Origin of the sequence: Bacillus pacificus, assembly GCF_020861345.1 — a bacterium.
Taxonomy (GTDB): Bacteria; Bacillota; Bacilli; order Bacillales; family Bacillaceae_G; genus Bacillus_A; species Bacillus_A pacificus.
The window spans coordinates 5129785-5153682 of record NZ_CP086328.1 but is presented as its reverse complement, the minus strand read 5'-3'; the positions used below and the strand labels follow the sequence as shown (position 1 = coordinate 5153682).

Annotated in this window: 20 protein-coding genes; 7 read left to right on the top strand and 13 right to left on the bottom strand. The window is 32.7% G+C overall.

Annotated elements, in window-relative coordinates; translation table 11 throughout:
* Nucleotides 1-2: 2 nt before the first annotated feature.
* A complete protein-coding gene (pelF, locus tag LMD38_RS26565) occupies nt 3-1424 on the top strand; it encodes a GT4 family glycosyltransferase PelF (protein WP_016719066.1) in 1422 nt (473 codons plus the stop codon).
* Nucleotides 1412-2866, top strand: coding sequence for an exopolysaccharide Pel transporter PelG (gene pelG / locus LMD38_RS26560; RefSeq protein WP_016719067.1), 1455 nt, complete (start codon nt 1412-1414; stop codon nt 2864-2866). Before pelF ends, pelG begins: the two co-directional genes overlap by 13 nt.
* Before the next feature lie 50 nt (nt 2867-2916).
* Here pelG and galE read toward each other — a convergent pair whose 3' ends face one another.
* On the bottom strand, nt 2917-3933 hold the full coding sequence (gene galE, locus LMD38_RS26555) for a UDP-glucose 4-epimerase GalE (protein WP_000996533.1): 1017 nt from the start codon (nt 3931-3933) through the stop codon (nt 2917-2919).
* A gap of 255 nt (nt 3934-4188) precedes the next feature.
* Here galE and istA point away from each other — a divergent pair, with 255 nt between their 5' ends.
* Both istA and istB read left to right on the top strand, forming a co-directional pair.
* Nucleotides 4189-5451: an IS21 family transposase gene (gene istA, locus LMD38_RS26550; protein ID WP_002073783.1), complete on the top strand. Its 1263-nt coding sequence runs from the start codon at nt 4189-4191 to the stop codon at nt 5449-5451.
* Nucleotides 5448-6212, top strand: a complete 765-nt coding sequence (istB, locus tag LMD38_RS26545) for an IS21-like element helper ATPase IstB (RefSeq protein WP_000980839.1) — start codon at nt 5448-5450, stop codon at nt 6210-6212. Before istA ends, istB begins: the two co-directional genes overlap by 4 nt.
* A gap of 98 nt (nt 6213-6310) precedes the next feature.
* Here the strand turns inward: istB and trhA are convergent, their stop codons facing one another.
* Nucleotides 6311-6958 carry a PAQR family membrane homeostasis protein TrhA gene (gene trhA / locus LMD38_RS26540; protein WP_000995364.1) on the bottom strand — a complete coding sequence of 216 codons (648 nt, stop codon included), beginning with the start codon at nt 6956-6958 and terminating at the stop codon, nt 6311-6313.
* 164 nt (nt 6959-7122) lie between these two features.
* Here trhA and LMD38_RS26535 point away from each other — a divergent pair, with 164 nt between their 5' ends.
* Nucleotides 7123-7683: a DUF1836 domain-containing protein gene (locus LMD38_RS26535; protein WP_016719068.1), complete on the top strand. Its 561-nt coding sequence runs from the start codon at nt 7123-7125 to the stop codon at nt 7681-7683.
* Between the two features lie 39 nt (nt 7684-7722).
* Here LMD38_RS26535 and dbpA read toward each other — a convergent pair whose 3' ends face one another.
* Nucleotides 7723-9168 carry an ATP-dependent RNA helicase DbpA gene (gene dbpA, locus LMD38_RS26530; RefSeq protein ID WP_073530933.1) on the bottom strand — a complete coding sequence of 482 codons (1446 nt, stop codon included), beginning with the start codon at nt 9166-9168 and terminating at the stop codon, nt 7723-7725.
* A gap of 476 nt (nt 9169-9644) precedes the next feature.
* Here dbpA and guaC point away from each other — a divergent pair, with 476 nt between their 5' ends.
* On the top strand, nt 9645-10628 hold the full coding sequence (gene guaC / locus LMD38_RS26525) for a GMP reductase (RefSeq protein ID WP_000432432.1): 984 nt from the start codon (nt 9645-9647) through the stop codon (nt 10626-10628).
* Nucleotides 10629-10765: 137 nt separating this feature from the next.
* Nucleotides 10766-12583 (top strand): oligoendopeptidase F, encoded by a 1818-nt coding sequence (gene pepF, locus LMD38_RS26520; protein WP_016719070.1) that lies wholly within the window; start codon nt 10766-10768, stop codon nt 12581-12583.
* 37 nt (nt 12584-12620) lie between these two features.
* Here the strand turns inward: pepF and LMD38_RS26515 are convergent, their stop codons facing one another.
* The 10 genes from LMD38_RS26515 to LMD38_RS26470 form a co-directional block, all read right to left on the bottom strand.
* Nucleotides 12621-13499, bottom strand: coding sequence for a radical SAM/SPASM domain-containing protein (locus LMD38_RS26515; protein ID WP_000713634.1), 879 nt, complete (start codon nt 13497-13499; stop codon nt 12621-12623).
* Nucleotides 13500-13719: 220 nt separating this feature from the next.
* Nucleotides 13720-15051 (bottom strand): hypothetical protein, encoded by a 1332-nt coding sequence (locus tag LMD38_RS26510; RefSeq protein WP_228920057.1) that lies wholly within the window; start codon nt 15049-15051, stop codon nt 13720-13722.
* Between the two features lie 15 nt (nt 15052-15066).
* Nucleotides 15067-16401: a hypothetical protein gene (locus LMD38_RS26505; protein ID WP_228920056.1), complete on the bottom strand. Its 1335-nt coding sequence runs from the start codon at nt 16399-16401 to the stop codon at nt 15067-15069.
* A gap of 18 nt (nt 16402-16419) precedes the next feature.
* Nucleotides 16420-16848: a hypothetical protein gene (locus LMD38_RS26500; RefSeq protein WP_228920054.1), complete on the bottom strand. Its 429-nt coding sequence runs from the start codon at nt 16846-16848 to the stop codon at nt 16420-16422.
* Nucleotide 16849: 1 nt separating this feature from the next.
* The gene (locus LMD38_RS26495) at nt 16850-17419 is read right to left on the bottom strand and encodes a hypothetical protein (RefSeq protein WP_228920053.1); all 570 of its coding nucleotides are present in this window, start codon (nt 17417-17419) and stop codon (nt 16850-16852) included.
* 447 nt (nt 17420-17866) lie between these two features.
* Nucleotides 17867-18421, bottom strand: coding sequence for a lecithin retinol acyltransferase family protein (locus tag LMD38_RS26490; protein WP_228920050.1), 555 nt, complete (start codon nt 18419-18421; stop codon nt 17867-17869).
* 41 nt (nt 18422-18462) lie between these two features.
* The gene (locus LMD38_RS26485) at nt 18463-20073 is read right to left on the bottom strand and encodes a recombinase family protein (protein ID WP_228920048.1); all 1611 of its coding nucleotides are present in this window, start codon (nt 20071-20073) and stop codon (nt 18463-18465) included.
* Nucleotides 20074-20209: 136 nt separating this feature from the next.
* A complete protein-coding gene (locus LMD38_RS26480) occupies nt 20210-22087 on the bottom strand; it encodes a hypothetical protein (protein WP_228920047.1) in 1878 nt (625 codons plus the stop codon).
* Nucleotides 22088-22232: 145 nt separating this feature from the next.
* Complete coding sequence (locus LMD38_RS26475; protein ID WP_228920046.1) at nt 22233-23432, bottom strand: hypothetical protein; 1200 nt, start codon at nt 23430-23432, stop codon at nt 22233-22235.
* Nucleotides 23433-23506: 74 nt separating this feature from the next.
* Nucleotides 23507-23878 (bottom strand): helix-turn-helix domain-containing protein, encoded by a 372-nt coding sequence (locus LMD38_RS26470; RefSeq protein WP_228920045.1) that lies wholly within the window; start codon nt 23876-23878, stop codon nt 23507-23509.
* Between the last annotated feature and the right edge of the window lie 20 nt (nt 23879-23898).

Sequence of the window (23898 nt, the reverse complement as noted above, 5' to 3'; positions counted from 1 at the left end):
AGATGAGAATAGGTTTAGTCGTTGAAGGAAGTTATCCTTTTGTCAGTGGCGGAGTAGCAAGTTGGGTACAAATGATCATCCAACAATTTAAAGAACATGAATTCACCATTTTTGCGATCGTACCGCAAATAAAAACAGAAGAGGAATATCAATATGAAATTCCTAACAATGTAAAAGATATCATTATGATTCCCTTACAATCAGAAAGTGACCCAAAACATATAAAAACCAATTTAACGACTGATGAAGTACAAACACTTCAAAAATGGTTTACATTCCAAGCTAACGACACAGAAGCATTACAAATATTAGGGAACAAGCAAAAGCTAGGAACACTACATTCCTTCTTCGAAAGTCGTGAATTTTATGAAATAGTGAAAGAAAGCTATTTGTATGAAGAAAGTAGCGGTTCTTTCTTAAATTACTTTTGGATGTGGAGATCTATGTTCACACCAATCATTCAAATTTTACAAATTGATTTTCCTGAATTAGATCTTATCCATTCTGTATCTACAGGCTATGGTGGGCTTCTTGGAGCTGCAATTAGTGCCAAATCTGACATACCATTTATTCTAACAGAGCATGGTATTTATTCTCGGGAACGTGAAGAGGAAATACTCCAATCAACTTGGATACCAATCGAATACAAAAAAAGATGGGTTTCTTTCTTCCATCATTTATCTCACCAAGCATATGAACAAGCTGCTGATGTGATTACGTTATTCGGACGGAATAGTGCATATCAAAAAGAACTAGGAGCTCCGGCCCATAAACTAAAAATTGTTCCAAATGGTGTTACTTTATCTGACTATAAGGGGCTACGTAAGCCAAAACATAATTCAGATAAACTCATTATTTCTGCTATTATACGAGTTGTGCCAATTAAAGACGTAAAAACAATGATTTATGCAGCTAAATTATTATTAGAAAAAGATATTCCGTTTATCTTCTACTTATTAGGTCCTGATACAGAAGAACCAGAGTATGCCCAAGAATGTCGTGATTTAATTCAGCAACTTGGATTAAAAGAACATGTAATAATGACTGGCAGAGTAAACATTAAAGATTACTTAAAACAAACGGATATTCTCGTATTAACTAGCATATCTGAAGGGCAACCACTAGCTATGTTAGAAGGAATGGCATCGGGATTACCATGGGTTGTTACAGACGTTGGTTCTTGTAAGGAGTTAATTTATGGACAAGATGAAGATCCTTACGGCCAATGTGGCTTTGTTGTACCACCTGTATCTCCTGAACAAGTTGCCACCCACTTAGAATGGTATTATCGCCACCCTGAATCCATTCAACAATTCGGAAACAATGGGCGTAATCGTATTGAAGCATATTATCAATTATCAGGTGTTGTTGATAGTTATCGTAAGCTTTATTTAGAAAGGGGTGCGAAAACATGGCAGGTATAGGATTTCGATTACAAAAATTATTTCAGGAAGACTACTATTCTTCAAGGGTAAAAGCTTATGGATTTTCGTTATTTGTTACAGCTGGTCCTTGGTTAGTCGTTATTTTAGCAGTAACAACTATTCGATTCATTTTGAATTTATTTCATTCTATTTCAATTGAAGAACAGCGCCTTTTCACTATTTCAATTTCATATTGCTTTATTTTTTCTCAAATTATTTACGGAGCATTGCAGCTCATTGTAACTAGATATGTAGCTGACCTTTTATACGAACAAAAAGCTGATAAAGTATTTTCTTCATTTTTAGGAATGACGAAGATCACACTTTTTTTAGCTATTATGTTATGGCTTTTGTTTGCATTTTTCACACCGTTAGCTTTATATTATAAAATCGTGATGCTATTTTTATTTTTAGCTTTAAATATCATCTGGATTCAGTCCATTTATTTAACAGCAGCTAAAGATTATCAATCAATTGCACTGGCATTTTTAATCGGATCCATTTTTTCCCTATTAGGAATTATCCTAGTAGCTTACTGGCACCCTACACTTGGGTTAGAACATGGATCTGCCCTATTGCTTTTAATTTCTTTTACACTCGGTACTTTCATTACACTAGTATGGTTAAGTATCGTTATTGTACGAATGTTTCCAAATAGTGATGCTACTGAACAATTTACCTTTCTGTCTTATTTAGATAAATATCCAGAATTATTTTGGTCAAGCCTCTTTTACAATGTGGGTATTTGGGTATGTAATTTTGTTATTTGGTTTGGAGACGGTCGGGGAAATATTGAAGACACATTTATTTATCATCAAATTTATGATACTTCTGTTTTCTGGGCGTATTTAAGTATTATCCCAACCTATATTTTCTTTGTAGTATCCATTGAAACGAGGTTTTATGAAAGATATAAAAAGTTCTTCGGTTCGGTAAACAATGGTGGAACATTACATACGCTTTTACAATTGAAAGATTCCATGAACTTTGTCTTAAAGCAGGAAATGGAACGTATACTTCGTAATCAAGGTATTTTTTCCTTACTTATTATTTTTATAATATGGATGTTTAGTTCGCAATCTGGAAAGACAACACTTAATTACTCTATTCTGCAATTAACTATAGTTGGTGCTTATGCAAATGGAATGGTGCTCGTTATTACATTACTACTCCTATACTTTGAGGATCGTAAAGGGGCATTTCGAACATCAGCTATTTTCTTTTTTACAAACTTGTTATTAAGCCTTATCCTGCTTCCATTTGGATTCAATGGTTACGGCATTAGTTTCGCAGTTGGATCTTCTATTACATTCCTATATGCTATTTCTAGGCTCTTTACTTACATTAAAGATATTGATTATTATACATTTTGCCAGTCAAATATTCCTATAAAACAGCGGACCTTTTTTACTAAATTAGCTAATAAACTTAACGGGAAATAAATACAAAAATGCCCTTTGCTCATGCAAAGGGCATTTTTTGTATCTACATATTAAACTTCCAAATAGCCATTTTTATTATTTGATTGCCATCTCCAAGAATCTGCACACATTTCTTCTAATCCACGTTTTGCTTCCCATCCTAGTTCACGTTTTGCCTTTGATGCATCTGCAAAACATATTGCCACATCACCAGGACGACGCTCTGTAATTTTATAAGGAACTTTTTTTCCTGAAACCCTTTCAAATGCTTCAACCATCTCAAGTACACTATACCCTGTACCTGTGCCCAAATTATAAGCATCTACTCCTGTTGTATTCAGTACTTTCTCTAGCGCTTTTACGTGACCTTTTGCTAAGTCTACAACATGTATGTAGTCACGGATGCCTGTTCCATCTTTCGTTGGGTAGTCATTTCCAAATACACTTAATTCTTTTAGCTTACCTACTGCCACTTGTGTAACATATGGCATTAAGTTATTTGGAATTCCATTTGGATCCTCTCCAATACGTCCACTTTCATGTGCACCAAATGGGTTGAAATAGCGGAGTAACGCGATACTCCATTCTCTATCTGCAAATGCTACATCACGCATAATTTGCTCAATCATTAATTTCGTTTGACCATATGGATTTGTTGCACTTAATGGAAACTCCTCTGTAATCGGTGACGTTTCCGGGATACCATATACAGTTGCGGATGAACTAAAAATCATCTTCTTTACATTATGTTTCTGCATTACTTCACATAGCACTAAAGTGCTCGTAATGTTGTTATGATAATATGTTAATGGAATTGCTACTGATTCCCCTACAGCTTTAAATCCTGCAAAGTGAATAACTGCTTCGATTGCATTTTCTTCAAAAATTGCGTCAAGTGCTTCTTGATTTAAAACATCTTCTTTATAAAACTTAAATTGTTTTCCTGTTATTTCTTTCACTCGATTTATAGATTCTACCGAGCTATTCGAAAGATTATCAACTACTATAATTTCGTAACCGCTATTTAGTAATTCTACACATGTATGACTACCAATATACCCTGCTCCACCTGTTACAAGTATTGCCATAATTATAGTCCTCCATATTTCATTCATTATAAACTTCTCAAAGTATATCACATATTTCTTATCCTATGTTTAATATGCGAACACAGAAACTTACATTTTATCCCATAATAATTTTATAACATATACGATTCCAATCAAGTAATAAGAAAAATTGTAATCAACGATTGTAAAATACCCAATAACAACGGTTTTAAATTCCCCAAAAATAACAGATAATCGTTTCGAAACAAACATCAAAGATGGAGTGAAGAAACGGTGCTGAAGATTGGGGAGTTTTTTATGATTAGAGAGTTATTTCAGAAAGGGTGGACGAAAACAGCCATTGCAGAAGCAACAGGCTTCGATCGTAAAACGATCAGCAAATATCTAAAAAGCAATCAGTTGCCGGAACGTAAGGCAAGCGAGCAGCAGAAAGAGAGTAAGCTCGAACCCTATAAGTCCTACATCCTTCAACGAGTCAAAGAAGGAACAACCAACTGTGTCGTACTGTTAGAGGAAATTCAAACGATGGGTTACGAGGGGAAGATGACAATTTTAAGAGACTTTGTTCGTCCTCTTCGTCAACAGCCAAAGAAACAGGCAACCTTACGGTTTGAAACACCACCAGGGAAACAAGCCCAAATGGATTGGGCGTACGTGGGAAAATACTTAGTGAATGGCAATCTGCAAGACATTTATGCATTTGTGATGATATTAGGTTATTCCCGAATGAAGTACGTAGAGTTTACAACCAACATGAATCTCGAAACCCTCATGAAGTGTCATATGAATGCTTTTTCTTACTTTAATGGGGTACCAGAACAAATTCTCTATGATAATATGAAAACCGTTGTAATCAAGCATAGTCCTGTAGAGATTCGTTTCAATCGCAAGTTTGAGGATTTCTTAGCCTACTATGGGATTGTGCCAAAAGCCTGTCGTCCTAAACGTCCGCAAACAAAGGGGAAAGTAGAAAGAACCATTAAGTATTTGAAAGATAACTTCTTTCAGCGAAAACACGAACCAACTTTACATGCATTAAATGAAGCCGTACGTACATGGTTGGATCAGATAGCTAACAAGAAAACCAATCAGACTACTAATGAGTCACCATTTCAACGATTTGAGCAGGAACAGAAGTTCCTGCAGATATGGGGAGTGAAGCCTCTGTTTCCCACTTCACATTGGGAAACCAGAGAAGTCAGTCGGGACTGTGTGGTGTCGTACCGCGGAAAAAGGTATTCAGTTCCTTACCGTTACGCTGGACAAATGGTTAAGATTAAAGAAACACTCGATCATCATTTAGAGATTTACGATGAACGTGAATGTATCGCAAAACATCCGGTTCTTACAGGAAAAGCAACTACTCATATCCGAATGGAACACTATGATGGGCTACATACAAAAGAAAAAGGGCAGAAAGCGAAGAACGTTGAAGATTTGGCGACCGACGGTCTTCACTCTCATACCCCATCTCCAAATGTGGAAAAACGCCCTCTCGCTGCTTACGCAGCACTGGAAGAAGGTGAGTCTGTATGATGAACGAACTCTTATTGGAGCGTTTAAAGAAGCTCGGCTGGCATCATACAGCCAACCAACTTGATAGTTTACTAGAAGACGCTTCTAAGGATAATGTATCATATTCTGAGTTTCTTCACACTATCGTTTTGCATGAAACGGAGCAACAAGATTCTGATCAACTAGAAAAGCGAATGAAACGGGCAAAGCTGCCTTACACCAAAACGATTCATGATTTTGACTTTACATTTCAACCAAGTCTGAGCGAGAAAAGGGTCAAGGAAACCTTAACATGTCGCTTTATTGCCAATGGGGAAAATCGCATATTACTGGGTCCTCCGGGTGTAGGAAAAACTCATTTAGCCGTCTCCTTTGCGATTGAAGCGATTACCCAAGGATATACAGCCCTATTTTTGTCGGCCGACGACTTAGTGGCTCAGTGCCGCAAGGCCAATGATAAAGGGACACTCCAGCGACTCGTAAATCGTTGGAGTCGTCCAGACGTGTTAATTGTAGATGAAGTAGGTTATTTTCCTTTTGATGAACTAACCGCCAATGTTTTCTTCCAGGTTGTTTCAAAGCGATACGAACAAGGAGCAATGATTTTAACATCTAATAAATCGTACCTTGAATGGGGAAAAGTTTTTGGTGACGATGTATTGGCAACGGCTATCTTGGATCGCCTCTTACATCATGCGATTACATTTAACATCAAGGGTGACTCCTACCGTTTGCGAGAAAAGAAAAAAGCAGGAATTTATCCTGCCCAAACAACGATTTAGCCGTTCATAATGGGGAATTTCATTTCGTTGAAATTGGGGAAATTTGAATCGTTGTTGACAAAATGCCACATAATTTTTGTTATGTGGCGTTTTTCTTATTAAATTACGTAACAATATACACTTAGAAAATGTGCAAGACTACCTAATAATACAAAAACGTGAAAAATTTCATGATGTCCCATATATTTAAACTCTAGCCATTTTGGCTTTGTTCCATAAATAAATCCACCAATTGTATAAAAAATGCCCCCAAGTACTAAGAAAACAATGCCTCCTGTACTTAAATTCTCAGCTAACGGTGCAAAGAATAAAACAATTAACCAACCCATCGTAATATAAATTGCTGTCGATAACCATCTTGGACAATTAAACCAAAACATTTTAAACACAATGCCACAAATCGCAGTTGCATAGACTAAACAAAATAATAACAAACCACTTGCTGAATTTAATGTAATTAAGCAAAAGGGTGCATATGTACCTGCAATTAATATAAAAATCATAGAATGATCTAGCTTTCTAAAGAAGTAAATAACACGTTCATTGGCCACAACACTATGATATACAGCTGATGCCGTATAAAGGACCATCATTCCAATCCCAAACAAAATAACAGCTGTAATTGCAGCAAATGATGGCATCTTGATAGAAACTTTCACAAGCATAGCTAATAAGGCAATAAATGATAATATCGCTCCACCTAAGTGAGTAAATGCATTAACTGGTTCCCTTACATAAGCATTCATAATAACACCCCTCATATAATTACATGTAGTTTCAATAACTACATGTAATTATATACACATTTCTTTTTAAGGTCAACATTTACATTTTATTTGTTTCGTAATACCATATTTAAGGATGTATTAGACATTAAGTTCCACTAAGTTATAAAAGTGAGGGATTCTACGTGGAAAATATAAATGAATTACTTGAGACATTGCATTTAGAAAAAAATATTAAACTTGAGGATATTCCAAATGTTGACTTATATGTAGATCAAGTTGTCCAACTATTTGAGAATACTTATGCAGATACAACGAGAACTGATGATGAAAAAGTATTAACAAAAACGATGATTAATAATTACGCAAAAGGGAAACTATTCATCCCTATCAAAAATAAAAAATATTCAAAAGAGCATATGATTTTAATTAGCCTAATTTATCAATTAAAAGGTGCTCTTTCCATTAACGACATAAAAAGTTCATTAGAAACTATAAATGACTCCTTATTAAATGATGATTCATTCGAATTAAATACGTTATACAAAAATTATCTTGCTCTTACTAAAAGCAATGTCGAAAGCTTTAAACAAGACGTAAATAACCGTGTTACAGAAGTAAATGAGATTTCTTCCTTAGAAGACACAAAGCTAGAAAAATTTCTACTACTAACATCCTTCGTGACTATGAGTAATATGTATAGACGTTTAGCGGAGCAACTAGTGGATGATTTAAAAGAATCATAAATAAAAAACTATCCACCTATTAAAGTGGATAGTTTTTATTTACTTAATTGCTTCATGAACTTTTAGTTGTTTCCCTTTAATCGTTGTAGTCTTCATGACTTTCAAGACAAGTGGTCCTTTTCCATTTAATATTTCGACGTAAGAAACATTATCTTGTATCGTAATAATACCTATATCTTCTGCTGTAACACCTTTAATTTTAGCAATTGTACCGACGAAATCTACCGCCCTAATTTTCTTTTTCTTCCCGCCATTAAAGTACAGCTTCATAATGCCTTTGTTGATGTCTGCATTTTTATCTTTCTTTATAATTGGTTTAGCATGTATCTTTTCTTCAAATGCAGCTTTCCCTTTCATAACTTCTTCTTTTGAAGGTCCAATTGCCTTTGGAATTTCAAAGCCAATATACTCCTCAATCTCTTCTAAAAATCTATTTTCATATGGTGTTATAAATGTAATAGCTTTTCCACTATTTCCAGCTCGTCCCGTTCTTCCAGTACGATGTACATAGCTTTCTTTTTCAAGTGGAATATCATAATTAATAACATGTGTAATATTATCAATATCAATTCCTCTCGCAGCTACGTCTGTTGCTACTAAATAACGGAATTTTCCTTTTCTAAAATCATCCATGACTTCAAAACGATCTTCTTGTACCATACCACCATGTATTTTGTCACAAGGATAGTTAGCTCGTTTTAATTGTCTATATACATGATCTACATTTTCTTGTGTACGGCAGAAAATAATACAGCTATCAGGATTCTCAATCGTTGTTACATCTTTAAGTAGTGAAAGCTTCTCGTCTTCTATCGCCTCAAAAAGGGTATGTTCAATTTTATCCGTCGTAATCCCAGCCACTTTAATTTCAATATGAGTTGGTGCATTCATATATGTACGTGATAACCTTTCAACATCTTCCGGTAAAGTTGCTGAAAATAGCATTGTCATTCTATTTGTAGGTAATTCATCAATAATTGCCTCTACTTGATCGATAAAGCCCATGTTTAGCATTTCGTCCGCTTCATCAATCACTAAATATTTTAATCGCTCTAAAGAAAGGGTCCCTTTTTCAATATGATCCAATACACGCCCTGGAGTCCCTACTACAATATGCGTCTTTTGCTTTAACTCTAATTTTTGACGTGCAAATGGGGACTTACCATAAATTGCGGCGGCTTTAATTCTTTTGAATCGCCCTATATTTGTAATATCTTCTTTCACCTGTACCGCAAGCTCTCTCGTTGGTGTTAAAACTAATGCTTGTGGTTTATTCTCTTCCCACTCCACCATCTCACAAAGTGGAATACCAAATGAAGCTGTTTTTCCACTTCCCGTCTGGGACTTCACAACAAGATCCTTCTTTTGTAATGCGACTGGAATAACCTCACCTTGTACTTCTGTTGGATGATCATACCCTAACCCAGTAAGTGCCCTTACAATTTCTTTACTTAATTTATACTCAAAAAACTCTTTTTTACTCATATATTAACCTCATTTTATTCTGTATTATTTTCTTTTTTATCTTTTGTATACGTTACTATCGCCCTACTTATTATACTTGAAACCTCACATAAAAAGATGGATTATGCCAGATTCATCTTTTTACATAGAAATAAACCTTATCATTTCATATATTGTTCAACTACTTGATAACATCTTTTGCTCGTATTGTTAGCATTAACCTTTTCATAGAATCCTACATCCACTCCAAAAAATAAAAAGAATACATACACCCTTGTATAATTATCTTAATTTTTCAACCTTTTTTATAAACGAACAATACAAACAAAAAAACGTTTTAAATTCGTTTTTAACGTTGTTTTTTAGATATAAAATCTACTTTTTAAAAAAACGTTAAGAAATCCTTTGACTTTTTAATGAAAACAATGTAAATTATCATATGGACGAACATTTTTGATTAATAAAAATAAAATATTCGTATTTTAGGGGTGTAAATGATGGAAAACGTATTCGACTATGAAGATATTCAATTAATTCCTGCAAAATGTATTGTGAACAGCCGCTCTGAATGTGATACAACTGTCACTTTAGGTAAACATAAATTTAAATTACCTGTCGTACCTGCAAATATGCAAACGATTATTGATGAAAGAATTGCAACTTATTTAGCTGAAAATAATTACTTCTATATCATGCATCGTTTCCAACCAGAGAAACGAATCTCATTCATTAGAGATATGCAATCACGTGGATTAATCGCTTCTATTAGCGTTGGTGTAAAAGCGGACGAGTATGAATTCGTACAACAGTTAGCTGCTGAACACCTTACACCTGAATACATCACGATTGATATCGCGCATGGACATTCTAATGCTGTAATCAACATGATTCAACATATTAAAAAGCATTTACCAGAAAGCTTCGTTATCGCTGGAAACGTTGGAACTCCAGAAGCGGTAAGAGAATTAGAAAACGCTGGTGCTGACGCAACAAAAGTTGGTATTGGACCTGGTAAAGTTTGTATTACTAAAATTAAAACAGGCTTTGGAACTGGTGGTTGGCAACTAGCTGCACTTCGCTGGTGTGCAAAAGCTGCAAGTAAACCAATTATCGCTGACGGTGGTATTCGTACACATGGCGACGTAGCTAAATCTATTCGATTTGGGGCGACTATGGTTATGATCGGTTCTCTATTCGCTGGTCATGAAGAGTCTCCAGGGGAAACAATCGAAAAAGACGGCAAACTTTATAAAGAGTACTTCGGTTCAGCTTCTGAATTCCAAAAAGGTGAGAAGAAAAACGTTGAAGGTAAGAAAATGTTCGTTGAGCATAAAGGTTCTTTAGAAGACACTTTAATCGAAATGGAACAAGATCTTCAATCTTCTATCTCTTACGCTGGTGGAACAAAATTAGACTCTATTCGTACTGTGGATTATGTAGTCGTGAAAAACTCTATTTTCAACGGTGATAAAGTATATTAATTTTTAAATTTAACTCGAAGGACAAGCAGTTTTATGCTTGTCCTTCTTTTTCATATATAGAAATGTAAAATATTTTCATTTTACTGAATTTTCTAGTATTATGTTTTTAAATACTTATAATAAGGGGGATATAGCAAATGAAAAAAACTATTGAGAAACGTCATATTCGTGCAGACGTTCCTACTGAATTAACATGGGACCTCTCTGATTTATACGAATCTGATAAAGAGTGGGAAACTGCATTACGTGTATTAACAGATGATATAAAAAAACTTGATGCGTTTAAAGGTCAATTACACACTAGTCCCACGACCTTATTACATTGCCTACTTTTAGAAGAAGAGCTTTTAATGAAGTTAACAAAACTATACTCCTACGCAAATTTAAAAGAATCTACCGACCGTACAAATCCAGTTATTCAAGCGAACTCTTCCAAAATTTCCGCTTTATGGACGAAAGTACATACGGCGCTATCCTTTATTCATAATGAAATTCTCTCATTAGAAGAAGGAACAATTGAAAAATATTTAACTCAAGAAACAAAACTTGAACCTTTCCGTAAATCATTACTAGACATATTACAAAAAAGGCAGCACACGCTCTCTCCTGAAACTGAAGAAGCACTTGCTGCACTCGGCGAAGTACATAGTTCTCCATACAAAATTTACGGTATGACTAAATTAGCCGATATGGATTTTAACTCCATACAAGACGAACAAGGAAATGAACTTCCTGTCTCATTTGCATTATTTGAAAGTAAATATGAGTTTTCTCCAAGCGTAGACATACGCAGAAAGGCATACTCATCATTTGTGTCCACTTTGAAGCGATATAAAAATACCGTGGCAACAACATATGCTACCGAGGTAAAAAAACAAGTAACACTCTCTCGTTTACGCAAATTTGAATCTGTTACTCATATGCTTTTAGAACCTCAAAAAGTTCCACTTGAAATGTATAACAATCAACTCGATATTATTTATAAAGAATTGGCGCCTCATATGCGCCGTTTTGCAAATTTAAAAAAGAAAGTATTAGGACTCGATCAAATGCTGTTCTGCGACTTACATGCACCTTTAGATCCCGAATTTAATCCAGCAATTACTTACGAAGAAGCAGGAAAAATCATTCAAGAATCTTTACAAGTACTTGGCGATGAATATAGTGCCATTATCGAAAAAGGATTCAAAGAAAGATGGGTCGACCTTGCAGATAACGTAGGAAAATCAACTGGAGCATTTTGTTCAAGTCCATACGGTTCTCATCCATACATTTTAATTACATGGCAAAATACGATGCGCGGCTGCTTCACATTAGCTCATGAATTTGGGCACGCTGGTCATTTTTATTTAGCAAATAAAAACCAGCGTATTATGAATGTACGTCCATCTATGTACTTCGTTGAAGCACCATCTACAATGAATGAATTACTATTAGCCCAGCATTTATTAGCGACGAATGACGATAAGAGAATGCGCAGATGGGTAATCCTGCAACTACTTGGCACATATTATCACAACTTTGTTACTCACTTACTTGAGGGAGAATATCAAAGAAGAGTATACAGCCTAGCAGAAGAAGGTGGAGCACTTACAGCTACAACTTTAACTGAAATAAAAACAAATGTCCTTTCAACATTCTGGGGAGATTCCGTAAAAATTGATGAAGGTGCTGGCTTAACTTGGATGCGTCAACCTCATTATTATATGGGCTTATATTCTTACACGTATTCCGCAGGCCTCACTGCATCTACTGCAGTAGCTCAAATGATTAAAGAAGAAGGACAACCTGCCGTTGATCGCTGGTTAGATGTACTTCGCGCTGGTGGTACGATGAAACCACTTGAATTAATGAAACATGCCGGAGTCGATATGTCAAAACCAGATGCAATCCGCAGAGCTGTTTCTTACGTTGGTTCCTTAATTGATGAATTAGAGCGCTCTTATCAAGAATAAAAAATAAGCCCTCGCTTTATGAGGGCTTATTTCATATTTACTTTCCAAATCTTTTACGGTATCCACATTTTCTACATAGCTCTTCAACTGCAACTCTTCTAGAAAATCCATCAACAATGTTTGTTGCTCTTTCACCTTCTATAATGTTAGAAAATGAGTCATTATTAATATTCCCAAGATTAATGATTCCCTCACCATCTAAACAACAAGGAATAACCGTTCCGTTCGCTAAAATACCAGCTTGATTTCGAAGCCCGTGACAGAATCCTTTTCCATCATCCTCTTCTTCATGCAATGCTGGCCACTGGAATTCATAGTCTTGATTAATAAAGACACGTTCCGCAATTTTTATACCTTTTCCTGGTGTAAGCTTCTCTTCAATTTGATAAGATAGATCAAACTCATTTTCAATGATGGATAATAACTCTCTATTCTTCTGAATTTCAGCATTCGTTTTATTATCCTGCGTTAAATTCCATAATCTTAGTGAAACAATTAAATCTGATTGACTTGTCGCCTCTCTAATGAAGGAAAGTATACTTCTTACATACCCCTCTTTGTCTTGTGAACCTGGGTGCCCATCAAAACTATGCAGTGAAAAATTCATTTGTCTTAAAGCAGGCTTATTTAACAATCTATGCCTTCTCTTATTAATTAACGTTCCGTTCGTTGTAATATTAACTTTAAACCCTTTTTCATGGCTTAAATCTAACAATTGATCTATTTTTGGATGCAGCAACGGCTCACCCTTCACGTGCAAATAAATGTAGTCTGTGTGTGGTTTAATTTGGTCTAACCTTTTTGCAAAATCCTCCACAGAAATGAATTGCTTCTGTCTTTCCGTCGGCGGACAAAAGCTGCACGCAAGATTACATACACTCGTAATCTCCAAGTAAAATTTCTTAAACTTCTTCACCTTTAACTCCTCACTTCTATGACTACTTATACTTTTTCCTCTTCATATTACAGCATACTTTTTTAGAAATAGAAACATACTTATTTTAGGAAATATAGAAAACGGCCACATCTGTAGCCGTTTGAATGTACTATTACTATTTATGATACGGTTCACCGTATCATATCAAACTGTAAACTATAAGGATATTGCATCTGTATTCCTATAATAGACTCCAATGCTATTCCATATAATCACTAACATAACTTTCTAAACCCTCATAATAAAATTTAATTTGTTCCCCTCCGAAAAATGATGTAAACCTTGTTCCAGCAAAATTTCCTGCTAACGAATTATATAACCTAATACCCTCTTCATCTTTCAAATATGTATTTAATCTATCAGGATCATCATATAAATATAATACTACCTCTATCTCTGTATTCGGCTTTATGGATTTTTTCAACATATATCTCAATTCAAAATCCGCTTGTGGTAAAGAATATCCTATAAACACAATTTTATCTGCCTCTGAGAGCTCTACAAAAGCATTTTTCCACATACTTTTAAAGTTTACATTATCTAAATTTTTTATTAATGTCGGTGTTATTAACTCACTTTTTAAATTTGTTTGATCATCATTACTTATAGAGGAGTAATTTTCCTTACAAAATGGACACTGAGGAGAATTTTTTTCAAACTCCTTTAATGCTATATACTCATCTACTGAATAAAAAAGGCGCCTACAATTTTTGCAAATTAACCAATTCATTGATCCATGGAGTTTAATATATTTAATGTTAAAATAGTTTAAGTTTTTGAGTAAAGTTGAAGGAATAGGTTTTTCCTCACCCTTTTTTTCACAAAAATGATCATATTCATAATCATATATGCAATAATCCAATCTAGCATTTTCATACTTTTTATCTGTTTTAATTACCTCATTGAAATATATATCTAAAAGCGCATCCCAATTAAGTGTAATAATAGAAACTGGATCCTTTTCTTGTCCTTCCTTAAATCTTAAATTTAAAATTTTCTTCACAAACTCTATATATACAGATGTATCATATTTATAATCACTTAATTCAGCCACAAATAACCTAATTATACAAAAGATAATATCCTCCCTAAGAGCTATAATTTTTGATAAGTTATAACCTTGTATATGTTCATTAGATACAACTGCCTTATCCAGAATGGTAAATATATCCTCCAATGTAACCCCACTTAATTTCTCTCTAATAAATTTATAAATTTCCTGCCAAAATGATAAATCCTCTGCCAATGCATTAAAAACCTCTTCTCTTTCCGAGGGACTTAACTCATCTAAACTATTTCCTATTTTTTCAGCAGCAAATTTCTCTATACTTTGATTGGAGAAAAGTGTCAATAAAAATTTTGCGATATTTTTCCTAGCATTTTCAAATCTAGTAATAGTTTTAATTAATATTTTATTTGACATAAACTGCTCAGTAGTAGGACTAAAGATCCGGTTTATAATATCTGCTTGTGGAGGCAATTTAGCTAAAGTTGAGAACCCAGCTCCCAAAACGTACACGGTTTTTCCCATAACCATATCCCCCTATTACTCTTCACTCTTCAAACTACGATTCCATAAATCAAATATTACAGAAGTATCATAGCGAATTTCCTTATATTTCTCCCCTGTCGTTAACAATTCCATTAAAATCTCATCTAACGACTTTAAATTAAGTTCTTTCCATTCCTCATTCTTGGAATTTAAGAAATGTTTAATACAGAGTCCTTTTGCTTCTGTAGTCGGAAACTCCCTATTAACTATCCCATTTTTCCTTTTTATTTCAATTGCTTTTGATCCCCCATATTGTTCAAAGTTATTCATATTTTTCCCTATAACACTTTTACAAGTTTCGCATCTACATATATCATCGTAGTACCCTAAATAGTTATTATCTGGAATATATCCTAACACGGTTAAAGCTGTGGCACTCTCTCCATATGAAATTCTCTGATGTAGTGGGTAATAATAATACTTGTTGATTGGTATTCCACCACCAACAGGAACTACCGCTCGCTTTTCTCCATATTCAATACCATGACATACCCCATTCAGCTGATAAGGTGAGTCCTCGTGACATAATAGTATAGAGAAGAAATCTCCATATAAATTATATACAGCTATATTGGCTTGATTAAATAGTTTAATCAAATAACAAAAATTATGAATTAATTCCTCTGATGATTCAAATGCTGAAAAATCATCTATCCAAATTAAGACTCTTTCTACACCTGTATCCTTGTAATAACCTACTAATTCTTCAATACTACTTTTCTCTCTTAAAATATCTTTTTCAATCACGATTTGCATTGCCAATTTATCTTTCGGATACTTTGAAATTGCATACTCAATAAGCCTCAAGTTAACAGGTAACCATTTATTCATTGTTAACGTATTCATACTAAAGTACGGGATAATATACCATAGTGGTTGAAAGTCAACCCCCGCATATTCTAGATACTCGTAGAAATCTTGATCCCTTACATTTTCTATCACATGATTTTTCTGGAAATCAATTACACTTTCAACGAATTTCTCTATATTATCCTCTTTTTCAAAATCAAGTGGGGTTAAAACATTTTTTCTTTCTAAAACTTTCTCTTGAACAAATTCAGCATAACTACCAATCATTTTCGCAAAAGATTTTTTTATTTCCCCTTTACTTGATGTAATTAATTCTATCTTATGTTGCAAAGCATGTGTGATGGGATCAATTATATAATTTAGATTGCTTTGAGTTGAAACAAACTTTGAAATAGAAGCAGAAGCATACGATATCATATTGGCATTTATTACTAACAAATCAAACATATCCGAGAATTCGTTAATATATTTTTGCTCAGCAACAGTCCCATATCTAATAATTTTCATATTTTTTTTCATATTTCCCCATCCCAACTTTTATTTCATTAATGTAGTCATTAAATCACTTTTTTTCTTTTCCCATACAGTTCTTGATTTCTGAGGCTTAATTTTCTCTTCTAAAATGGCTTCATCATTTTCATTATAATAAAAATAAAATAATCCTACGCCATGTACTAATACAGTCTGTTCAATATTCTCTCTTGTTTCCTTTTTTTTAAATCTTGGTACACATACATACATGTAATCCACACAAATTGAGTGCCTTAATACTTGTTGCACTGCTTTTTTCCAATTTCTTAATTTAAATTCAATAGCATTTATGGTTTGATCTTTTATTACAATCATATCTATAGAAGACGAAAATAATGGTACTTCCTTAAAGGTTTGAAAACCCTTCTTATTCAAAATCATTTCCGATGTCTCTACTAGTTGTTGTTCTGATATATTAAATAGTGTTTTACTCACATCATTTCACCTTATTACGAATCCTTGATTTTTCAGCATAGTTTGGATACTTATTATAAACATAACTAAGAAGTTCACTAAGTGCTATAGAGTTTATCTTTTCCTTATACATAGTTAAATACTCTATTTGAAACTCCTCTAATTGGTTTAATATTCTCTCTTCCACAAATTTTTTCCCCTTATCCGTTAAAACGTATTCAGTCACATATAACTTATCAGTAAGAAAATCATCATCATCCTCAATTTCCATACGATCATCCATTAAATCTACCTCTTCATCATTAGATATCTCTCGCTCTTTTTCCTCTAAGAAGCCTATTTTCACAAAAAGGTCTAATTGTTGATGAACATCTTTTGAAAACGGCCCGTAATGATACGCCTCAAATTTAGGTAGATACTCACTAGGTGTTAATGTATAAAGATCAATATATTTGTACACCTCTTCATTAAATAAAAACATCATTTTAGTAATACGAGTTCTTCCTTCAATAGGCTCACAGTTCACTGAGGTTTTACCTGGTAAATAAAAAAGAAGAAGTAAGTAATCTGCACCCTTTAGCATTTTATCCATAACACCACTCCTCTTGTGTTTACGTGTTAGTCCTTTTAGATACATATTATTAACCACTTAAAACTTAAGAATAAGCATATTCTTCACAGGGGGTAATTATATGTACCTTATAACTTAAAATTCATCCTCATATTTTCATTACAAATTCTTTAACATACCTAATTTTAATACTTTTTTCTATTCAATAAAACTAACTAATGGTAATATCATTAAATTGATATTAAGTTTTATAAAATTTCTATCTTAAAACTAAACTTTTTAATCCATCTATGGGCTCCCCTTTTAATCAATTCCATTTATTCCTTTTTGAATTTTACATCCCTTTATAATGATTTATGAGTATAAAAAATTGAAAAGGAGATGATTTCTTTGTGAAATCCCCCCTTTTCATTAGTTATATAAAGGGGAATCTTATAAAAGAGGTTCTCTTTATATAACCGTATTTTTTTACAGCTTAAATAAATTGTCTAATCGATGCCCCAATTTAATTAGAGGGTTAAAAATTACATCTATCGCTTTTTCTACTACATCTCTTTCTTCTCCTACTTTATCTTCCAACCCTAATTTTTTATCAAGAGCCTTACCAACGAGCATTAAAGGATCAAAAACTGCATCTATTGTCTTTTCTACTACATCCCTTTTATCATCTTCTGGATTCATATTAAAAGTTTGCCTAGACTGTCTAATTCCTGTCACACACCAATATGCAAAGTGCTCACAATTATTTTTTAATAAATTATATCCACCAAAATCACTACCTACTTGACTCGATGCTCTCCTAATAATTTCTTCTACATCATATCTTGCACCATATACATTTTCTATATATGCTATTCCACCTTTTTCAAAATCTTTTAAAGTAGTAAATTTGATTCTAGCATTGCCAATACTATCCCCTGTAAAATGATACACCCATCCATCACCATCGTATATACCATAATGTTCTGGAAGTAAGTTTGTGCCCCTTAAAATTGAAACCCTAATGATAGTTCCCTTATTCATCAATATTCGCTCCTTCTTATCACTTATATTTGAAAAACAACCTAAATTATTATCGTAAAACCAAAAGAAGATGGAACCTGTTGTAAGGCCCCATCTTCTTCTACACCCAAAATATATTTTTCAATTTGTTCATTAATATGTATAACTATAGAATCTAATTCTCTGTTACTATTGATATTTATTTTAGTTATCATAAGCTGTAATATTAACTTTTGTTTCATTGGTTCTACTTTCTCTATTAAATCATGAAATCTTGTTAATAATTTTTTTACAGCATCCGCAGAAACTGGATTAGATGTATTTTGCTGTAATTCCTTTTCAATACGAGCTTTCTGAGCAAAATTCATTTCTATTTTATTTGAAATATGTTCGAGTCTACTTGTTAGCACCTCTTTCGCAATCATCCCTTCTTCATATAAGTCAAAAATCCTATCCTTCTTTTTCTCAAAATTCCGTATATTTTTGTTAAATATATTCAATTCTTCTTCCAATGGTTTAATCTTATTATGTGCATTATCATTTAATTTACTTACAGTATCTCTTAAGATTTTATCATTTGATACTATTTGATTTATTCTTTTAAAAACCACTTCCTCTATTTTATCTGCTCTCACCCCATTTGAGCGACATACTGCCGTTCCCTTATTTCTCCAGGCTCCACATTGATAATATCTAATAATATTTATGTTCCCGTTTTTTAACCTTCTTTTCACCCTACCAGCTACCATAGGTGCCCCACACATCGGACATTTAATTAAACCTGTTAAAGGAAAAGTACCATCAAATAACCGTTTAGGTTTTTGAGATTTTTTCTTATATAACTCTTGTGCCTTATTCCATAAATCTACTGGGATTATAGGCTCATGATTTCCAGTGGTATAAATGGGATTTTTATTTATTCCTTTACGTCTTTTCTCACTCCAATTTTCCCTTACATTATATCTTATCTTCCCTATATAAATAGGATTTAATAGAATGGTACGAATAGCAATAGGTGTGAAAAAATTCCCCTTCTTAGTCCTATATCCCAACTTATTCACTAAGTTTGTAATTGATTTTAGGCCACGTCCCTCTACATATAACCTAAATATTTCCTTCACAATAAATGCTTCCTCTTCTTCTATTTCTAATTTTGTTTTATTTTCAGCCTCATTTATTTTTACAGTTTTATATCCTAATACAATACCTCCATTCCATTTTCCTTCCCTAGCCCGTTGCTTCATCCCCATTTTTACATTCTCTACAATACTTTCCCGTTCAAATTCTCCTATAGAAGCTAGCACATTCATAAGCAGTTTTCCAGTCGGAGTAGCAGTATCAAATGCTTCACTACAGCTCTTAAAGCCCACATTATTTTTATCTAATTCATCTACAATTTTTAAAAGATCTAAGTGATTTCTGGCTAATCTGTTAGTTTTCCATACCCATATTTCCTGAAACTTACCTTCTTTTGCATCCTTTAATAATCTTTGTAAGTCGGGACGATTCTCCATGGCCTTTCCACTAATCCCTCTATCAATGTACTGTCCTACCACTATCCTTCCTTCCTGTTCACATCTCTTTTTTACTACATCTAATTGTGCATCAATTGAATATCCTTCCTCGGCCTGTTCAGCTGTAGATACCCTTGCATAAATTACTACTCGTATCATCTTACTCTCCCCCAGTTTTTTTTAGTGATTCCTCTAATAAATTACTTAATAAGTCAATTAACAAACTATACGAAGGATCTTGCATAATTTATCACCTTTCACATATATAATATTTACTTGAATATACTATTGTTACTTATAAGTCCACTTGCCCACTTTGATTTATATATAGCTCTAGTCTTTTTCTATTTATTTTTAATACCCTAATTCTTTCGCCTTTTGCTACAGTAACTTTTGGACACTTTCTATTAGAACTTTCATCAATCTCAATAATTCCCATTTGATATAACCGATCATGTAGCTTTTTTATTGTTAAAGGGAAAACCTTATTTCTCCTCTCCCAGAACGCGAGTACATTATTATATGTCATTCCAGGTATCAAATAGTAATAGTCATCATCATACCAACCGTATTGTTGTGATCCATTCTCTTTCCCTAATTTCCTTAAGGGCATTTTATTAGAAATTATTAATTCTTGAATTGTATTTAAATACATATTCAAAGGATTTTCTGTTTTCATTTCTATGTACTGACTCTCAATAAGACTAATAAATATCTTTTCAGCTATTTCCAATCTTTTTTCTGCCTCATCTATCCCCATTTTCCCGATGGCTATCCCATATTTTAAATATAAATAATATGCATATTTTAAAGACCATACACTATCTATTAACCTAGCATGAATATCTGTATTTCTATATTTATCTCGAAATTCATCTAAATCTAAATTAGGTAAACATTTTTCCTTATTTAAATAATCCGTTAACCAATTTATAAAATTATAAATTGCTGTTGGAAACATAAGAGAATTCTTTTGAAATTTGGTTAACTTTTCTAAATCCACACAATTTCTCTCCAAAGGTACACTAATACACCTTGCCATATTAGATTGAATACTAATTGCATCTTCAGCCGTTATTGCACATAATCCTCTTGTCATAAATTCTCGCTGTTTTGTTAAATTAATATTACTACGTGATTTTTTTATTCTATCCCCATACATTCTTAAGATAAATTCTGCTTTATCCTCCATATCCTTTTTCTCAGATAATTTATCTGTCGGATGGTAATTATCTACTAGTAACACACAATCTTTGTATTCGAACATCTTTATCTCTAAAGCCGTCTTAGTATCCTTAAAATTAGCTGATATCTCTGGAGCCATTTGTTGATTAAATATATTAAAAAACAAACTTGCTAGTGTCGTTTTCCTACTCCCTGTTTCTCCATATAGCCATAAGGTGAATTTAGGTTCTAAATTATTAAGTTTTAACAGTGTATTGATAGTTGAAAGAATCGTAAAACAAAATAAAGGTAACGTTACATCTATAGGAGCTATTTCTAACAACTGTAATGATTTTTTATATACTTTACTTTTATTAACTTCCTCATCAACAACTAAAGTAAATTTATTTAAACTGTCATGTACCAATATGGAATTTTCTTTTCCTATAGCACCATGGCCATGTAAATAAAAATAATCTTTCCCTATTTTAGACCATCCGATAGTTTTATATATACTTTTGGTCTCTATGTCTTTACACGCAATTTTTATTGCACATAAAATTTTTTCATAACACTTGCTTGTGGGAAATAGGATACATTGAATTCCCCATCTGTTTTCTATCCAATTTGAATTTCTTAGATCATGTAATTTCACTCTAATATTCGGCAATTTCTTATCACCATTTAAAATTCCTGTTAATTCTAGATACTTTTCTTCATGAATTCCATCAGTAATAATAAGTTGTGCTAAGGGGATTATTACCACATTGCATAATTTAATCATTTTTTTATCTTTCTTATAACAAAGTATCCCTTCCTCACTAATAAAGTATTCATTGGCTTCATATAGATTTTTAAACTTTTTGAAATTAAGTTTCTCTTTATTTTGTTTTTTATTTTTAAAGATATTTTCTTCTAATTTTTTCAATGCAGGCTGCTCTTTAGAGTTTTCCTGATTTTTTTTATCTAAATGCTTTACTATTACTTTTCGAGTTTTTTTATCTGCCATAATTTATCTCCTCCTAGTTGCTTTATAACTCAATGTTAACCCTTAAATGCCACTAGTAAATTTACTTTTTTAAAAATATTTAAATTAAAAAAGTAAATAGAATCTTCCTTATACAAAAAAGCACTAAGTGATATAAAAGTATCACTTAGTGCTTTTTCATTAAAAATTGTTTATAGTTTTTTAGAATAAAATCTATATTTAATAACATTTCCTTATTTTCATATTCAGTTACTTTATTTTGTAGTTTCTTTAATGCTTCAAATAACTGTTTATCATTATCCCTTATATATAAATACTCTTCTCTCTGCTCTAATAGCTCTTTCAATTCAGTTTTACTTCTAAGACGTCCAGAACGAAAAAGTGCATCTTTCATGCTATTTTGTCGTTCTTTTATAATCTGAGATTCAATTTCCTGATTTTGCTCATACAAGCTAATATTTTCTTCTATAAAGGAAATAAGAATATCTTCTTTTTCACATAATAATTCCTTTGTAATATTTATAATCTGAAGAGCTTTTTCATCCTCATATGTTGCAATAATTCTTCTAAAATGATTAATTTGTTCCATTGCCTTAGTTAGATTGTAAATTTTGGAATTTGATAAGACTTTTCCTAATTCCTCGAATAATTCTTGTTCACTTACAATATTATTCTTCTCAAGGCAATGGTATACACGCAACTCTGCTATAATTCCTGTAATAGCAATTGGGTCATCGCATATAATGGCTTCCCTTAGCTCTTCCCTTAGAATCCATTCCTCCCTCTGAATGAGTTTCTCTAACCCCTTATTTAGTTTTCCCATTAATACATTCCTTCTATATAACGGAAGTTCTTTAACCCTCTGCATAAAAATATCATTACTCTTTAATTTGTTATCCAATTCTTCTTCTAATATTTTCTCCGTATCAAATATCTTGATAAAAAATTCCTTAAATGCAGAAATAAAGTATGTTCCATTATTCTCATATTCCTCATATGGTTCTTTTTTATAAATTTCAGCTAAATATTTCCTTATATAGGTATCAAGACTGATTACAAGATCTTCAATATATATGCTATTAATAATTTTTCCTTTTAATCTACTCCTAAAAAGCCTCTCGTTTTGATATAAAAGTAATAAAGAATAAAATATCGCTCCAGTATAAGAATTAAAATCTTTCTGTTCAATAGCCTTTATATATTTTTGAAATAGCATTAAATCATTTATATTAAATTCATCCTTATTAGATATAATCTGTTTCCTAATAAATTTATATATTTTATCAATTCTTTCCTGAATAACTTTTTGACTAATATCTAACTTATAAGTATCATTAATATATTTTACTAAATTTGCTTTCCTCATTAACTTTCTCCATTTTTAAACCTATTATATTTATAATATACATTAATAAAATGTGGACAAGTGGGCACCTTTATTTAATTTTTCTTCCAATCCACTAATTGCCCCACAATCTCCAATATTTTATCCTGATCTTTCTCATTTAACCCTTGTAATATTTTCACAAGTTCTTTATAGGGCAAATAATGTTCATCTTCTTTTGAAAATGTATAAAGTCCCTTATTAAAATCATTAGGCTCTATAATGGAAAAAAAATCCCCTAAAGTAATTCCTAAAGCTTTAACAATTACACTTAGAGTTGTAATTGTTATATTTTTTTCTCCTCTCTCAACCTGTCCTATATAAGTAGGATGCAAATTAGCCTTAAAAGCTAGCCCTTCTTGACTTAACCCCTGGCCCTTCCTAATCACTCTAATATTATAGCCAACCGCTTCAATTAAGTTTCCCATATAATACACCTCAGGTTAAA

Excerpts from the sequence above, each read along its gene's own strand:
- pelF (WP_016719066.1), top strand. The coding sequence starts at position 3 with ATGAGAATAGGTTTAGTCGTTGAAGGAAGTTATCCTTTTGTCAGTGGC.
- pelG (WP_016719067.1), top strand. The coding sequence starts at position 1,412 with ATGGCAGGTATAGGATTTCGATTACAAAAATTATTTCAGGAAGACTAC.
- galE (WP_000996533.1), bottom strand. The coding sequence starts at position 3,933 with ATGGCAATACTTGTAACAGGTGGAGCAGGGTATATTGGTAGTCATACA.
- istB (WP_000980839.1), top strand. The coding sequence starts at position 5,448 with ATGATGAACGAACTCTTATTGGAGCGTTTAAAGAAGCTCGGCTGGCAT.
- trhA (WP_000995364.1), bottom strand. The coding sequence starts at position 6,958 with ATGAATGCTTATGTAAGGGAACCAGTTAATGCATTTACTCACTTAGGT.
- dbpA (WP_073530933.1), bottom strand. The coding sequence starts at position 9,168 with ATGAGTAAAAAAGAGTTTTTTGAGTATAAATTAAGTAAAGAAATTGTA.
- guaC (WP_000432432.1), top strand. The coding sequence starts at position 9,645 with ATGGAAAACGTATTCGACTATGAAGATATTCAATTAATTCCTGCAAAA.
- pepF (WP_016719070.1), top strand. The coding sequence starts at position 10,766 with ATGAAAAAAACTATTGAGAAACGTCATATTCGTGCAGACGTTCCTACT.
- LMD38_RS26510 (WP_228920057.1), bottom strand. The coding sequence starts at position 15,051 with ATGGGAAAAACCGTGTACGTTTTGGGAGCTGGGTTCTCAACTTTAGCT.
- LMD38_RS26505 (WP_228920056.1), bottom strand. The coding sequence starts at position 16,401 with ATGAAAAAAAATATGAAAATTATTAGATATGGGACTGTTGCTGAGCAA.
- LMD38_RS26495 (WP_228920053.1), bottom strand. The coding sequence starts at position 17,419 with ATGGATAAAATGCTAAAGGGTGCAGATTACTTACTTCTTCTTTTTTAT.
- LMD38_RS26490 (WP_228920050.1), bottom strand. The coding sequence starts at position 18,421 with ATGAATAAGGGAACTATCATTAGGGTTTCAATTTTAAGGGGCACAAAC.
- LMD38_RS26485 (WP_228920048.1), bottom strand. The coding sequence starts at position 20,073 with ATGATACGAGTAGTAATTTATGCAAGGGTATCTACAGCTGAACAGGCC.
- LMD38_RS26480 (WP_228920047.1), bottom strand. The coding sequence starts at position 22,087 with ATGGCAGATAAAAAAACTCGAAAAGTAATAGTAAAGCATTTAGATAAA.
- LMD38_RS26475 (WP_228920046.1), bottom strand. The coding sequence starts at position 23,432 with ATGAGGAAAGCAAATTTAGTAAAATATATTAATGATACTTATAAGTTA.
- LMD38_RS26470 (WP_228920045.1), bottom strand. The coding sequence starts at position 23,878 with ATGGGAAACTTAATTGAAGCGGTTGGCTATAATATTAGAGTGATTAGG.